The sequence below is a fragment of the Treponema sp. UBA6852 genome, assembly GCA_002449305.1.
GTDB lineage: Bacteria > Spirochaetota > Spirochaetia > Treponematales > Treponemataceae > Treponema_D.
On sequence record DKDI01000044.1, the window covers coordinates 42,060 to 57,031 of the forward strand.

Genomic DNA, 14,972 nt, shown 5'->3' on the forward strand with positions numbered 1-14,972 from the left:
GAAAGCTAAGCCTTCTGCCCTTCAATAACTATTCGATAATCTTTGTTACCTGTCCAGAAGCGATTGTGCGTCCACCTTCACGGATAGCAAGCTTAAGACCTTCATCCATAGCGATTGGGTGAATAAGTTCACCGATAATCTTAACATTGTCGCCAGGTTTTACCATGTCTGTTCCTGGTTCAAGCTCAACAGTACCAGTAATGTCTGTTGTTCTGAAGTAGAACTGTGGGCGATAACCTGTAAAGAACGGGCTGTGGCGTCCACCTTCTTCCTTTGAAAGAACGTAAATCTGAGCCTCGAACTTTGTGTGTGGGTGAATGCTTCCTGGAGCAGCAAGAACCTGTCCACGAATAACATCTTTCTTTTCAACACCACGAAGAAGAATACCAGCATTGTCACCAGCCATACCTTCGTTAAGAGTCTTGTTGAACATTTCGATTCCAGTTACAGTAGAAGACTGTGTTGGGCGGATACCAACGATTTCAACAGCGTCACCCATGTGGATAACACCACGCTCGATACGACCAGTAACAACAGTACCACGTCCTGTGATTGTGAAGATATCTTCAATTGGCATAAGGAATGGCTTCTGATCATCGCGAACTGGATCATCAAACCATGTGTCCATAGCTGTAAGAAGCTCTTCAATGCATTTTGTGTTTTCTGGATTGTCAGATTCATTCAAAGCCTTGAATGCAGATCCCTGGATAATTGGTGTATCCTCAGAGAAGCCGTATCCTTTGAGAGTTTCTTTTACTTCATCAACAACGAGCATAAGAAGATCTGGATCATCAACAAGGTCAACTTTGTTAAGAAATACAATAATCTTTGGTACGCCAACCTGACGAGCAAGAAGAAGGTGCTCTTTTGTCTGTGGCATAACTGAATCTGGAGCAGAAACAACGAGGATAGCTCCATCCATCTGAGCAGCACCAGTAATCATGTTCTTGATGTAGTCAGCATGTCCTGGGCAGTCAATATGTGCATAGTGACGCTTGTCAGACTGATACTCAAGGTGGCGGCTGTTGATAGTGATACCACGAGCCTTTTCCTCTGGCGCATTGTCGATTTCATCGTACTTCAAGAGCTTATCACCGTATTTTTTTGCACAATAAGCAGTGATAGCAGCAGAAAGTGTAGTCTTACCATGGTCAACGTGACCGATAGTACCAACGTTCATGTGAGGTTTAGTTCTGTTGAACTCTTCCTTTGCCATGATTTTCTCCTTGCCTTGCAGTGTTTTACTGCGGCATTATGTTGTATTTTATGTGTTGCACTTTAAGCCAGAAAATATGCCTCTTAAAAAGCAGACAATATTTTCGCATACACACTTGACCAATTTAACTAGGACGATTCTATACGTGAATGGACAACATCAAAAATTCTGTTTCATCTATTCGAAGCAGCTGGCCTTTTCCACCTAGCATCATCCGGGCTGACGATTGGTTTGGAATTCAGAACCTTTTTTAGCTGAAACAAAACTGTGGGAGCAATTCTTTCAGCCAGTCAGAAGCCTGAACACGCAACCATTTGTATAGAAAGTTTCAACGAAACTTTCTGCACATTCAGGGTGTGAAACTCTACAGCCGCACTGCGGAAGTTTTACGATTTTCACCAGACAGTTTTAACTGTCCGTCCGACTATCAAACACTCTGTCTGCAAAAATGCAGAATACGCCTTATAAAGGCATAAATGTTCTGTATTTATATACTTTTTTCAAAAAAAAATCAAGAGGCTAAAAACTTTTATTTAGAAAATAATTGAAAATATCTGATTTAAGACGAATTTCAATAAAAATCGTAATTTTGTCACTTTTATAAATATATAAAAAAACCGCCTTGGAAAACCAAAGCGGCTGTTCTGAACAAGCAAGAACTACCAGCGGTAATGAGCAAAAGCCTTGTTTGCTTCTGCCATTTTGTGTGTATCTTCCTTCTTCTTATAAGCAGAACCTGTGTTGTTGAAAGCATCAAAGATTTCAGCGGCAAGAGTTTCTGCCATTCCGTGTCCGTTGCGTGAACGGGCAGCGTTAATCATCCATCTCATTCCAAGAGCTTCGCGGCGTGCGTCACGAATTTCAATAGGAACCTGATATGTAGCTCCACCAACGCGGCGGCTTTTTACTTCCACCATTGGCTTTACATTTTCCAAAGCCTTAAGGAATACTTCAAGTGGATCCTTGTCAGTCTTTGTCTTCAATTTGTCCAAAGCATCATAAACGATTTTCTGACAAATCTGTTTTTTTCCATCAAGCATCATGCGTGTTACGAATTTTGAAATAACTACGCTGTTGTATCTTTCGTCTGGCATAACCGGACGGTTAACTGATTTCTTATGTCTTCCCATAGTATTAACCTCCTATTATGCCTTTGGTTTTTTAGCACCGTATTTTGAACGGGCTCTTTTGCGTCCATCAACACCAAGAGTATCTTTTGTACCGCGGATAATGTGGTAGCGTACACCAGGAAGATCCTTTACACGTCCACCGCGAACAAGTACAACTGAGTGTTCCTGCAAGTTATGTCCAATTCCTGGAATATATGCAGTAACTTCGATTCCGTTGCTCAAGCGAACACGGGCAATCTTACGAAGAGCCGAGTTCGGTTTTTTTGGAGTCATTGTCATAACACGTGTGCAAACACCGCGTTTCTGCGGGCAAGACTGAAGTGCGGGGGCCTTAGTTCTTTTTGCAGAAGACTGACGTCCTTTACGAATTAATTGGTTTATTGTAGGCATCGCCTATTCTCCTATATTATTGCCGAGCAGCACCTCGGACAGAATAACAAAATAAGTATCTAATTCTACAGAATTCAAACTATTTTCGTCAAGGGAATTTTGCCAAAGCCGCCAGAAAAAGTTGAATTTTCCTAGCGACTGGCAATTTTTAATCCTCGTCCGATGCGGAATCCATAGCCGGAACAACAGCAGCTTCTTCGGCTTCCTTCATTTCAAGCATACGCTGCTCAAGAATTTCCTTCACCTTGGCATCCAAGTCAGCACTTGAATTGTCTGAAAGTTTTACATTGTTGTACTGGCGGATTCCTGTACCAGCAGGAATTCTGTGTCCGATAATAATATTTTCCTTAAGACCATGAAGATTATCCACAGAACCTGCAATTGCAGCGTTTGTAAGAACACGGGTTGTTTCCTGGAACGAACAAGCCGAAATGAATGAATCAGCAGCAAGAGCGGCTTTTGTAATTCCCTGGAACATAGGGCACGCAACAGCTGGCTGTCCGCCTTCCGCAACAACTCTGTCGTTTTCTTCACGGAATGTGTACTTGTCAACCTGCTGACCGTAGATAAATCTTGTGTCGCCAACTTTGATGATTTCGACTTTTTTAAGCATCTGGCGGATAATAGTTCCGATGTGCTTATCGTTAATATCTACGCCCTGAGCGCGGTAAACAGACTGAATTTCATCCATAAGGAAGTTCTGAAGACGGTCTTCGCCAAGAACAGAAAGAACATCGTGTGCGTCTACTGCTCCATCGCAAAGTTTTTCTCCGGCTTCAACCTTATCGCCATCACGAACAAGGAGACGCTTAACCATAGGAACAAGGTGGCTGTGCTCCTTTCCGTATTCGTCAACAACGATAACTGTTCTTTTTCCTTTTACAATCTTGTCAAATTTTACAGTTCCAGTAATCTTTGCTATTACAGCAGGATTCTTTGGTTTGCGTGCTTCGAAAAGCTCAGAAACGCGAGGAAGACCAAGAGTAATGTCGTTTGCCTTTGCAGCGTCTTTAGCCATTTTTGCAAGAGTTGTTCCAGCTTCAACCTTTCCCTTGTCCTTGATGTCGTTGCTCAAAATAGCTCCAACCGGCATGTGGTAACTTCCAAGCTCGTTTCCATCTTCATCCGTAATAATAATACGAGGCTGCTTTACATCAAGATGAAGATCAGAAATACGGCGTTCAACAGCTCCAGTCTGAATATCAGTCTTTGTTTCAAGAGTTACGCCGTCAATGATGTCTTCATAATGAATGTAGCCAGAAACTTCCGCAATAATCGGCTCGCTATAAGGATCGAACTCTCCTACAGGCTCGCCAGCTTTTGCAATGCACGAAGCTTCTGTGAATTTTGCATATACAGTCGAACCGTTGGAAATTTCAACTTTCTGGTCATTGCTTGTAAGATAAACAACATTGTCTCTTATGATAATGCGGCCAGAATCAGAAGCAAGAACTTCCTGTCCTTTGTGTTTCAAAATCGGATTATCCTTGCGGACATAAGCGCCGTCTTCAACAAGAACTTCATCGGAAGAATCAAAAGCATAGGACTTGAACAGCTTTGTAACAATCATTGAGCCACGGCGTGTAAAGAGCCAGTCGCCATTTTTTGCAACAACATGAGTTCCTTCAAGGCTTTTGATATAAACATCGTATTTCATTGCGATGTGGTTATCTTTCTGTCCACCTTCCGCAGCACCACCGGTATGGAATGTACGAAGTGTAAGCTGTGTACCAGGCTGACCAATTGACTGAGCCGCAATAGTTCCAACTGCTTCACCGATTTCAACAATCTTGTTGCGGGCAAGGTCTTTTCCGTAGCATTTTACACAAATTCCGTGTTTGCTTTCACAAGTGAGAACTGTGCGCAGCTTAACTTTTTCAACTCCAGCCTTGTCAATTTTTTCAGCAAGACTTTCATCTATATACTGGTTTACATCGCAAAGAAGCTCGCCGGAAACAGGGTCGATTACGCGCTCGATTGTATAATGGCCTGCAATGCGTTTTGCCAAAGGAACTGTAACAGTGTCTCCGTCCTTTATTGCAGAATAGTCAATTCCGTTGATTGTTCCGCAGTCTTCTTCATTTACAACAACATCCTGGGCAACATCTACAAGGCGGCGTGTCATGTAACCGGCATCAGCAGTCTTCAAAGCTGTATCAGACAAACCTTTGCGCGCACCGTTTGTTGAAATAAAGAACTCAATAACTGAAAGTCCTTCCTTAAAGTTTGCACGGATTGGAAGCTCAATGATGTCTCCGTTAGGCTTCTGCATAAGTCCACGCATTGCCGCAAGCTGGGAAATCTGCTTTTTAGAACCACGGGCACCGGATGTAGCCATCATATAGATAGTATTGAATCCGTCTTTATGCTTTGCAAGGTTGTCCATCATGAGGTTTGTAAGCTTTTCGTTTGTGTTTTCCCAAACTGTAACAGACTTGTTGTAGCGTTCATCGGCTGTAATAGCACCGCTGTTCCACTGTCCAACAATTTTTTCAACTTCCTTGTTTGCTTCTGCAACCATAGCCTCTTTTTCTTCCGGAACAAGAATGTCGTCCATTGAAAGAGTTGCGCCATAGAATGTAGCGTTTTTGTATCCGCAAGCCTTGATTGCATCAAGCATCTGAATTGTAAGCCAGCCACGGTCAATAGCGTAAAGACTCGGAAGAATTTTTCTGAGCTTGTATTCTTCAAGCGGAGTTTCTCTATTGTAGATTTTATCAATCTGTTTTCTGAGGGAAGCGTCTTCAATAACTTTATCCAATGTTTCCGCATCAAAAGTTTCAAACTGATATTTTTCTTCAATAAGACTCTTTATACGCTTGTCGCTTGTCTGCTCGTTGTGGTAAACGCTTTCAATCATCTTCTTGAGTTTTTTGTCGCCGAGCTGCTCGTTGTAAAAGTCAACTTCGTCCGGCATTGACTCATTGAAAGCCATGCGGCCTGCTGATGTAAGAATGTACTTGCTGTCAGGCTCTTTGTCGTTGTTTACGCACTTATTGAGAATATTTTTGTGAACCTTGATTTCCGCTTGCCATTCAATTGCTCCGCTAGAAGCCGCAAGACGAACTTCATCTGCGCTAGAGAAGAATTTTCCTGTGCCCTTTGCATTCGGCTTTATAGAAGTCATGTAGTAAATTCCCAAAACCATGTCCTGAGAAGGAGCTACAATAGTGTTTCCGTTTGCCGGGTCAAGAAGGTTGCGGGCAGAAAGCATAAGTGTCCAGCATTCCATTTGAGCTGCCTGAGTAAGAGGCACGTGGATTGCCATCTGGTCTCCATCGAAGTCGGCGTTAAATGCTTTACAAGCCAAAGGATGAAGCTTCAATGCTTTTCCAGGAACAAGGACTGGTTCAAATGCCTGAATTCCCAAACGGTGCAAAGTAGGAGCACGGTTAAGCATTACAGGATGCTCACGGACTACTTCATCAAGAATTGCAAAAACTTCTGTGGATTCACTTTCTACAAGTGAACGAGCCTTTTTAATATTAAATACAACGCCCTTGTCAACAAGTTTCTTCATTATAAACGGCTTGAAAAGTTCCAATGCCATTTTTTCAGGAAGACCGCACTGCCAAAGCTTAAGCTCAGGTCCAACAACAATTACAGAACGTCCAGAGTAATCAACACGTTTTCCAAGCAAATTCTGGCGGAAACGTCCCTGCTTTCCTTTAAGCATATCGCTGATTGATTTAAGCGGACGGTTTGCGGCGCCTTTTAGAACACGCTGTTTGCGCTTAGAATTGTCAAACAATGAATCAACCGCTTCCTGAAGCATGCGTTTTTCGTTGCGGATAATAATGTCCGGCGCAGACAAAGACTGAAGCTTCTTTAAACGGTTGTTGCGGTTAATAACACGGCGATAAAGGTCATTCAAGTCGGAAGTTGCAAAGCGTCCTCCGTCAAGCTGAACCATAGGACGCAAATCCGGCGGAATAACCGGAATAACATCCAAAATCATCCAAGACGCTTTGTTTTCTGAAGTGCGGAAATTCTCTACAATTTCAATTCTCTTCAAAAGACGCTTATCGCTCTTTGGACCTTTTTCAATCATTTTTGCACGAAGTTCAGCAGCAAGAGCGTCAAGGTCAAGGTTTTCAAGTAAAGTCTTTATTGCCTCTGCTCCCATTCCTGCTGTAAATGCGCCGCCATAACGTTCCTGCGCTTCAAGATATTCATCTTCTGTCAAAAGCTGATTTTTCTTTAAATCCGTGTCGCCCGGCTCAATTACAATGTACTTTTCATAGTAAAGAATTGAGCGGAGAGCTGCCACCTGCAAATCAAGCAAAAGTCCCATGCGGCTAGGAACTGAATGATAATACCAAATGTGGCTAACAGGAGCCGCCAAGTCAATGTGTCCAGTGCGCTCACGGCGGACTTTAAAGTGTGTAACTTCAACTCCACAGCGGTCGCAGACAACGCCTTTATAGCGGATTGACTTGAATTTTCCGCAGTAGCATTCCCATTCTTTTGTTGTACCAAAGATACGCTCGCAGAAAAGACCGTCCCTCTCCGGGCGAAGAGTGCGGTAATTTATAGTTTCCGGCTTTTTTACTTCACCGTAAGACCATGAACGGATATTTTCCGGGGAAGCAAGTTTAATTTTAAGGCTTGTGAAATCCTGAATATCACGCATTTTCGTTCTCCTTGTCAAAACCAGCGCCTACTTTGTCAATAAGCTCCTGATCACGTTCAGTAAGGGCAATCTGCTTGCCTTTGTCATCATAAATAGTAAAGTCCAACGCAAGTCCACGAAGTTCCTGAACCAAAACATTGAATGATTCCGGCACTCCAATTGGAGCAGTTGGCTCACCCTTGACAATCGACTCATAAACTTTAGAACGTCCGTTCATATCATCAGATTTGATTGTCATCATTTCCTGCAATGTATTTGCAGCGCCATAAGCCTCAAGTGCCCAAACTTCCATTTCTCCAAGACGCTGACCACCAAACTGGGCTTTTCCTCCCAATGGCTGCTGTGTAACAAGAGAATAAGGACCTGTTGAACGAGCGTGCATCTTGTCGTCAACCAAGTGGTGAAGCTTCATAAAGTATATAACACCAACGAAGATTGGGTTCAGGAAAGGCTCGCCTGTAAATCCGTCGTGCACAATCTGCTTACAGTCCGGCGAAAGTCCAGCCTGAACAAGTTTTTCTGCAATCTGCTCCTGACTAGGTGTCTGGAACGCAGGCGAATTGTACCATTCATTCAAAACAAGACCGGCTCTTCCAAGCTCAGATTCCATAATCTGTCCAATATTCATGCGCGAAGGAACACCAAGAGGGTTCAAGCAAACATCGAGCGGAGTTCCATCCTCAAGGTAAGGCATATCCTCAACAGGAAGAATGCGTGCAACAACACCTTTGTTTCCGTGGCGTCCGGCCATCTTATCACCAACAACAAGCTTGCGTTTGTCTGCGATAATAACTTTTACCTGCTCATCTACGCCAGGCTGAAGCTCATCGCCTTCACTTCTCTTAAGACGCTGAATGTCAATTACAACGCCCTGAACTCCATGAGGAAGTTTAAGTGAAGAGTCGCGGACTTCTTTTGCCTTTTCACCGAAAATAGAATTCAAAAGCTTGAATTCCGGTGTAGTTTCAGTTTCGCTTTTTGGAGTAACTTTTCCAACAAGAATATCTCCGGAGCGGACTTTTGCGCCGATGCGGACAATTCCTTCAGAGTCGAGATTGTCAAGAATCTTTTCTGAAGTGTTTGGAATGTCGCGTGTAATGCGCTCTGGTCCAAGTTTTGTTTCGCGGATTTCAGTCTGGAACTCGTGGATATGAACAGAAGTATACATATCCTCTTTTACAACGCGCTGACTGATCAAAACAGCATCCTCGTAGTTGTATCCATTCCACGGAACAAATCCAACAAGAATATTGCGTCCCAATGCAAGCTCGCCGTTGAAAGTAGCAGGACCGTCTGCGATGACTCCGCCAACTTCAACGTGCTCGCCAACCTGAACTGTAGGACGCTGATGATTTACAGTATCGCTGTTTGTCTTCTGATATTTGAGCAACGGATATTCATCAAATACATCGCCTTTGACTCCATCCGGCTTAATTTTAATAAGATCGCTTTCAACCCATTTTACAGTTCCAGCACGGCGGGCTTTTGTAAGAACTCCAGAATCGTAAGCTGTCTTCTGCTCCATTCCAGTACCAACATGAGGAGGCTCCGGGAACAAAAGCGGAACAGCCTGACGCTGCATGTTACAACCCATCAACGCGCGGTTAGCATCGTCATGCTCAAGGAACGGAACAAGAGAAGCTGAAACAGAAATTACCTGGCGCGGTGAAACGTCCATATACTGAATGTCTTTTGGAGAACGGCTTGTGTAATCTCCACGGTGGCGGCAAGAAACCAAGTCTGTAGGGAACGAACCGTCAGCCTTCATTCCTTCTGTAACCTGACCAACATAGTATTTATCTTCATCCATTGGATCAAGATATTCAACTTCATTAGTCGCCTTTCCATTTACAACTTTGCGGTAAGGCTCTTCAAGGAATCCATATTCATTTACGCGGGTAAAAATAGCAAGAGAAACAATAAGACCGATATTCGGACCTTCAGGAGTTTCAATAGGACACATTCGTCCATAATGAGTATAGTGAACGTCGCGAACTTCAAAGCCTGCTCTGTCACGTGAAAGACCGCCCGGTCCCAATGCGTTAAGACGGCGTTTATGAGTAAGTTCTGCAAGCGGATTACACTGATCCATGAACTGAGAAAGCTGGCTTGAACCAAAAAACTCACGGATAGAAGAAATGATCGGCTTTATAGAAATCAAGTCGCCTGGCTTAAGAGTTTCTGTTTCCTTTAAGTTCATGCGGTCCTTTGCAATACGCTCCATGCGTGCAAAAGCTGTCTTGAACTGGTTTGTAAGAAGCTCGCCAACAGAACGAACACGGCGGCGTCCCAAGTGGTCAATATCATCGAGAGGTTCATCGCCAATGTAAACTTCTATAAGATGCTTCATTGTGTTGATGATGTCTTCCTTTGTAAGAGTTACATCTTCAACTGGCTCTTTATAGTCAAATTTTTTATTAAGCTTGTAGCGTCCAACACGTCCCAAGTCGTAGCGGCGGACACTAAAGAACATAGTTGTAAGGTCGCGTTCTGCAGCCTCAACAGTAATCGGCTCGCCCGGCATCAATACAGCGTAAACTTTTGAAAGGCACTCTTCCTTTGTAGGCTCATCCGCTGTAGAAGAACCTTCCTTGGAGAATACAATTTCTTCACGCTCAAAGCAGTTCACAATCATTTCGCTGTCCAAAGAGGGATTTTTTTCCTCTTTGTCGTCAGGGCGTTTTTTCATGTTGAACTTTATTACATTTATTTCCTTGATTCCGTTTGCAACAAGGTCATCAATATCATGCGGATGAAGCTTGTCTCCTGCTCGGAACAACTTTTTTTCTTCACCGGTTTCTTCATCTTTTATGATTACTGGTTTTCCAAGAACTCTTCCTGAAAGCTCGTCACGTTTTTCTGCATCTGAAGGAATTTTTACATCTTCCGTAACATAGAAGCAATTTATAATTTCTTCACGTGTCGAATATCCAAGCGCGCGGAGAAAAATTGTTCCCAAGATTTTTTTCTTGCGGTCAATTTTTGCGTAAATAAGTTCTTTTTTCTGGTCGATTTCAAATTCAAGCCAAGAACCGCGGTAAGGAATTATGCGGCTAGACAAAACGCCCTTGTCGCGCTGAAAAATAACTCCAGGCGAACGGTGAATCTGGCTTACAACAACGCGTTCTGCTCCATTGATAACGAAAGTTCCCCTGTCTGTCATAAGAGGAACATCGCCCATGTAAATATCTTTTTGGAGAATAGCTCCAGTTTCTTTAAAATTAAGATTGATGCGGGCTTTTAAAGGAACTGCATAAGAAACACCTTTTTTCTTGCATTCCTGTTCAGTGAATTTCATGCCATCGTAGTCAAGCTCATAAAATTCATATTCAAGCGACATATCACCAGCCGGACTTTCAATAGGGAAAGTTGAAGTGAAAACTTCCTGAAGTCCTTGATTTAAAAGCGGCTCACCTTTTTCAATTCTGTCTTTTTGAATGAATTCTTCATAGGAAGAAAGCTGAATGTCGATAAGATTAGGAAGCTCCATGAAATCCTGGATGTCTTTTCCTATGTACTGGCGAACAATTTTCTTGCTCTTTGCGAACATCAAATACCTCTTTAGGGGTTATGAACTGGTACGCCCAAACCGCTACAAGCAAAGACTTTGCTCAGCACGAGAAAAAGCGCCCTATCGGAAATCTCTGTCCCGGCAGATTTGTTTTTATTTTCAAGCCAACCTGCAGGCTCTTTTGACAACAAAAGCCTCAGGAAAAGGAAAACCTTTCCCTGAAGCTAGAGTTCAAGTTTTATAAATATCTTGAAGAAAAACAATCAAGCATCTGCCAGATTATTTCTTGCTAACTTTTCCACCAGCAGCAGTGATGTCTGCGATAAGCTTGTCAGCATCAGCCTTAGATACTCCCTCTTTAACAACCTGTGGAGCACCAGTAACGATTGCCATTGCTTCTTTAAGACCAAGACCTGTTGCAGCCTTAACAGCCTTAATAACATCCATCTTCTTTGCTGGATCAATAGATTCAAGAGTAACAGTAAATTCTGTCTGCTCTTCTTCAGCTGCCGCTGCTGGACCTGCTGCTACTGCTACAGGTGCTGCTGCAGAAACACCGAATTTTTCTTCCATTGCTTTTACGAGATCAGCTGCCTGCTGAACTGTCATGTTTGCAATTGCTTCAAGAATTTCATCATTTGTAAGAGCTGCCATATTGTCTTCTCCGTAATCAAATATGATTAGTAATTTCCGTGCAGATAAAAACAAACTGTTTCTAAACCCTGCATCGGTTTGTCTGCGGACAGTCGACAGCTATGAAGCCTGACCGCAGGGAAAAATTCCGCTCTGGGCATCGCAAAAAGCATTTGCCCTACTGAATTTACTCAGCTGCTGGAGCTGGAGCCGCTTCGGCTGCTGGAGCCTCTGCCGCAGGAGCTGCCTCTTCCGCTTTTGGAGCTGCAGAAGCCGGACCTTCTTTTTCCAGTTTTTCAACATATGCTTGCAATGTTCCGGCAAGTTTTCTTGCAGGTCCATTGATTGCAGACATAAGCATTGCGATAAGCTGTTTCTTTCCAGGGAGTTTTGCAAACGCCTCGATTTTTGCAGCATCATAAAGCTCGTCTTCTACCCATGCGCCTTTTACAACGAGAGCTGGAGCTTCTTTTGCAAAGTCAAACAAAACTTTTGCAGATTCATTAGCCTCTTCCTTGATCATGGCAATAGCCGTTGGTCCAGAAAGATACTGAGCAACTGCATCATTCTTCATTTCGTCAAAAGCTACACGCGCAAAGTTATTCTTGATAACCTTGAACTGTGAATTCTTTTCGCGCAAAGAATGGCGGAGCTTTGAAATCTGCTCAACAGTAAGTCCTCTGTATTCAACAAAGATAAAATCTTTATATTCACTAAGAACTTTCTTTGCTTCTTCAATAGCCTGTGCTTTGCTAGGCTGAATCTTTTTTGCCAAAATAGCCATTATTCTGCCTCCTTAAAGTCAATCCAAACGCCAGGTCCCATTGAAGAACTGATTGAAACAGAACGTACAAATCCAATTTTTGCATCAGCTGGCTTTTTGCGCTCAAGTTCTGTGAGGAAAACTTTTACGTTTTCAGCTGTGTCTTTTGAATCCATAGAAACTTTTCCAACAGGAATATGAACAACACCAGTCTTGTCTGCGCGGAATTCTGTACGTCCTTTTTTAAGTTCAGCGACAGCCTGCGCAATGTTTGGTGTTACAGTTCCTGTCTTAGGGTTAGGCATAAGACCTTTGCGTCCCAAAACCATACCAAGACGACCAACGTCTTTCATCATGTCTGGAGTAGCAACAGCAACATCAAAATCAAGCCAGCCGCCCTTTACTTTCTCAATGTACTCTGTACCTGCATAAGTTGCACCTGCATCAAGAGCTTCTTTTACACGGTCATCTTTACAGAAAACAAGAACGCGTTTTTCAGCAGTAAACTGATGCGGGAATACAAGAGTATCGCGTACAGTCTGGTTTTTTTCCAGTTTAAGGGAAACTGAAAGCTCAACTGTTTCATCGAACTTTACATAGTGAAGATCTTTTACAAGCTGGCAAGCTTCTGAAATTCCATAAGCCTTTGCCGGATCATATTTCTTCAATGATTCGCGGTATTTCTTTCCGTGCTTCATTATTCAGCCTCCACTTCTACGCCCATACTGCGAGCAGTACCAGCGATGATTTTCTTAGCAGCCTCAATGTCGTTTGCATTAAGATCAGGAAGTTTCTGTTTTGCAATTTCTTCAAGAGACGCCTTTGAAAGTTTTCCAACCTTGTTACGAAGCGGGTTTCCAGAGCCTTTCTGGATTCCAACAGCCTTCTTAATAAGAACAGCTGCAGGAGGAGTCTTGAGAATAAATGTGTAAGATTTGTCCTGATAGACAGTGATGACTACAGGGATAATAAGTCCCTTTTCCATGCTCTTTGTGCGGTCATTGAATTCCTGAACGAACTTAGGCGCAGAAACTCCGTGAGGTCCAAGAGCCGGTCCAATAGGTGGAGCTGGTGTAGCAGCGCCGGCAGGGCACTGAAGTTTAATAACAGCTGTAACCTTCTTTGTGGCCATAATGTATCTCCTTACATTGGTGGTGGGCATCAGATTTTCTGACCCCTAGCGAAATGCCTATGTCCAACGGACTTGCACTTCTCCCAAATTAAGAAAAAAGCATTCATTGCGAATGCAAAATTCTATCAAACATCAGAGCCAGCTTTAAAAATGCTGCTTAAAACTGGCATAAAACTGCTTAACTGAAAAGAGCAGCTTATATTTTTTCAACTTGAAGAACATCAACTTCAACAGGAGTTGCTCTTCCAAAAATCTGAACATTAACACGAAGCTTGTTCTTTTCTGTATTTATGTCTTCGATAGCTCCGCTGAAAGTTGCAAAAGGACCTTCTGTGATTTTTACAGTCTCGCCGACTTCAAAATTCTGCTTAATGCGAACCTGTTTTTCACCTTTAAGCTCGCCAGCCATCTGCAAGATATTTTTTGCTTCTTCTGTGGAAATTGGACGCGGTTTTTCAGAAGGCTTAACACCAACAAAACCTGTTACACCCTGAACGCGGCGAATTAAAGAGCAGGTGTTCTTCCATCCAATCTGCGGAAGATCCATTTCAATCATAATGTAGCCAGGAAGAATCAAGTTGTTGCGGACGTGTTTTTTTCCATTTGAAATTTCAACAACTTCTTCCATTGGAACTTTTACTTGAAAAACAACATTTGAATCAAGTTTCTGCTCTGTGAGCATAGTTGCCAATGTTCTTTGAATTTTCTGCTCGTAGCCTGAATAAGTCTGAAGAATATACCAGCTTCTTGCCATTTGATTCCCCTAGAATACGAGGCGAAGGCCTTCTGTAAACAGCCAGTCAAGAAGACCAAGAATCAATGCAACAATAATTGTAGAGATGAAAACAACTTTTGTAGAAGAAAGAACGTCGGTGCGTGTAGGCCAAGTTACTTTTCTAAGCTCTCCGGCACATTCTTTAAAAAACTGAAAAATCTTTTTCATTTTCATCCTCGTCTTTTGTAAATTAACAGGCCAGGCAGGACTCGAACCCGCGACAACCGGTTTTGGAGACCGGGACTCTACCAACTGAGCTACTGACCTAAAATATATACAGCCTCCCTAAAAGAAGGCATATATTTTATTTAGCTTTTGTTTCCTTGTGAAGGATTTCTTTGCGGCAGAACGGGCAGTACTTGTTCTTTTCAAGCTTGCCAGTGATATTCTTGCGGTTTTTGTATGTTGTGTAATTTTTGCGCTTGCATTCTGTGCACTGCAATGCAATGATTTCTACGGCTGACTTTTTCTTGCTTGCCATAATATTTGCTCCTCTGTTTTTCTAATCTTATAGCTCCCGAGCGGAATCGGACCGCTGACCTCATCGTTACCAACGATGTGCTCTACCGACTGAGCTACAAGAGCATAGGGATAATATTCCCTTGAAAAATGGTATGTTTTGGAAATATAACTTAATAGAAAAAATATGTCAATAAGAGATTCTTGAATTTGTTGAAATTCAAATAATATTTTTAGAACAATAGGTTGAATATCGAATTTTTATTTCTTTGTCATTCTCGCGCTACGATACGAGAATCCACTGTAATTTTTTAACAGATTATCAACCGA

Annotated in this window: 12 protein-coding genes and 2 tRNA genes; all 14 read right to left on the minus strand. The window is 42.7% G+C overall.

The genetic code is table 11. The annotated features are described in order from the left end of the window. Window positions 1-28: 28 nt before the first annotated feature. Entirely contained in the window at window positions 29-1,216 is a 1,188-nt protein-coding gene (tuf, locus tag B3209_RS09925; RefSeq protein WP_013702570.1) for an elongation factor Tu, read from the minus strand. Window positions 1,217-1,875: 659 nt separating this feature from the next. Next, entirely contained in the window at window positions 1,876-2,346 is a 471-nt protein-coding gene (gene rpsG, locus B3209_RS09930) for a 30S ribosomal protein S7 (protein WP_277299596.1), read from the minus strand. Between the two features lie 15 nt (window positions 2,347-2,361). Continuing rightward, window positions 2,362-2,736: a 30S ribosomal protein S12 gene (gene rpsL / locus B3209_RS09935; RefSeq protein WP_013702572.1), complete on the minus strand. Its 375-nt coding sequence runs from the start codon at window positions 2,734-2,736 to the stop codon at window positions 2,362-2,364. 148 nt (window positions 2,737-2,884) lie between these two features. Next, window positions 2,885-7,369, minus strand: a complete 4,485-nt coding sequence (rpoC, locus tag B3209_RS09940) for a DNA-directed RNA polymerase subunit beta' (protein ID WP_296662303.1) — start codon at window positions 7,367-7,369, stop codon at window positions 2,885-2,887. After that, window positions 7,362-10,919, minus strand: a complete 3,558-nt coding sequence (gene rpoB, locus B3209_RS09945; protein WP_296662305.1) for a DNA-directed RNA polymerase subunit beta — start codon at window positions 10,917-10,919, stop codon at window positions 7,362-7,364. The genes rpoC and rpoB overlap by 8 nt, the downstream gene beginning before the upstream one ends. A 240-nt stretch (window positions 10,920-11,159) precedes the next feature. Next, window positions 11,160-11,534: a 50S ribosomal protein L7/L12 gene (gene rplL / locus B3209_RS09950; RefSeq protein WP_013702575.1), complete on the minus strand. Its 375-nt coding sequence runs from the start codon at window positions 11,532-11,534 to the stop codon at window positions 11,160-11,162. Between the two features lie 166 nt (window positions 11,535-11,700). Further along, window positions 11,701-12,297, minus strand: coding sequence for a 50S ribosomal protein L10 (gene rplJ, locus B3209_RS09955; RefSeq protein WP_273353404.1), 597 nt, complete (start codon window positions 12,295-12,297; stop codon window positions 11,701-11,703). Next, window positions 12,297-12,974 carry a 50S ribosomal protein L1 gene (gene rplA / locus B3209_RS09960; RefSeq protein ID WP_294014553.1) on the minus strand — a complete coding sequence of 226 codons (678 nt, stop codon included), beginning with the start codon at window positions 12,972-12,974 and terminating at the stop codon, window positions 12,297-12,299. Before rplA ends, rplJ begins: the two co-directional genes overlap by 1 nt. Further along, on the minus strand, window positions 12,974-13,408 hold the full coding sequence (gene rplK / locus B3209_RS09965; protein ID WP_013702578.1) for a 50S ribosomal protein L11: 435 nt from the start codon (window positions 13,406-13,408) through the stop codon (window positions 12,974-12,976). The genes rplA and rplK overlap by 1 nt, the downstream gene beginning before the upstream one ends. Window positions 13,409-13,604: 196 nt before the next feature. Next, the gene (gene nusG / locus B3209_RS09970; RefSeq protein ID WP_296662308.1) at window positions 13,605-14,162 is read right to left on the minus strand and encodes a transcription termination/antitermination protein NusG; all 558 of its coding nucleotides are present in this window, start codon (window positions 14,160-14,162) and stop codon (window positions 13,605-13,607) included. A gap of 9 nt (window positions 14,163-14,171) precedes the next feature. After that, window positions 14,172-14,351 carry a preprotein translocase subunit SecE gene (secE, locus tag B3209_RS09975; RefSeq protein ID WP_295795647.1) on the minus strand — a complete coding sequence of 60 codons (180 nt, stop codon included), beginning with the start codon at window positions 14,349-14,351 and terminating at the stop codon, window positions 14,172-14,174. A 26-nt stretch (window positions 14,352-14,377) separates the two neighbouring features. Continuing rightward, window positions 14,378-14,450: transfer RNA gene (locus B3209_RS09980), tRNA-Trp, on the minus strand. A gap of 37 nt (window positions 14,451-14,487) precedes the next feature. Continuing rightward, window positions 14,488-14,664 carry a 50S ribosomal protein L33 gene (rpmG, locus tag B3209_RS09985; protein ID WP_177528792.1) on the minus strand — a complete coding sequence of 59 codons (177 nt, stop codon included), beginning with the start codon at window positions 14,662-14,664 and terminating at the stop codon, window positions 14,488-14,490. Window positions 14,665-14,695: 31 nt separating this feature from the next. Continuing rightward, a tRNA-Thr gene (locus B3209_RS09990) sits at window positions 14,696-14,768 on the minus strand. Window positions 14,769-14,972 lie beyond the last annotated feature (204 nt).

Excerpts from the sequence above, each read along its gene's own strand:
- rpoC (WP_296662303.1), bottom strand. The coding sequence starts at position 7,369 with ATGCGTGATATTCAGGATTTCACAAGCCTTAAAATTAAACTTGCTTCC.
- rpoB (WP_296662305.1), bottom strand. The coding sequence starts at position 10,919 with ATGTTCGCAAAGAGCAAGAAAATTGTTCGCCAGTACATAGGAAAAGAC.
- rplJ (WP_273353404.1), bottom strand. The coding sequence starts at position 12,297 with ATGGCTATTTTGGCAAAAAAGATTCAGCCTAGCAAAGCACAGGCTATT.
- rplK (WP_013702578.1), bottom strand. The coding sequence starts at position 13,408 with ATGGCCACAAAGAAGGTTACAGCTGTTATTAAACTTCAGTGCCCTGCC.
- rpsL (WP_013702572.1), bottom strand. The coding sequence starts at position 2,736 with ATGCCTACAATAAACCAATTAATTCGTAAAGGACGTCAGTCTTCTGCA.
- rplA (WP_294014553.1), bottom strand. The coding sequence starts at position 12,974 with ATGAAGCACGGAAAGAAATACCGCGAATCATTGAAGAAATATGATCCG.
- rplL (WP_013702575.1), bottom strand. The coding sequence starts at position 11,534 with ATGGCAGCTCTTACAAATGATGAAATTCTTGAAGCAATTGCAAACATG.
- nusG (WP_296662308.1), bottom strand. The coding sequence starts at position 14,162 with ATGGCAAGAAGCTGGTATATTCTTCAGACTTATTCAGGCTACGAGCAG.
- secE (WP_295795647.1), bottom strand. The coding sequence starts at position 14,351 with ATGAAAAAGATTTTTCAGTTTTTTAAAGAATGTGCCGGAGAGCTTAGA.
- rpmG (WP_177528792.1), bottom strand. The coding sequence starts at position 14,664 with ATGGCAAGCAAGAAAAAGTCAGCCGTAGAAATCATTGCATTGCAGTGC.
- tuf (WP_013702570.1), bottom strand. The coding sequence starts at position 1,216 with ATGGCAAAGGAAGAGTTCAACAGAACTAAACCTCACATGAACGTTGGT.
- rpsG (WP_277299596.1), bottom strand. The coding sequence starts at position 2,346 with ATGGGAAGACATAAGAAATCAGTTAACCGTCCGGTTATGCCAGACGAA.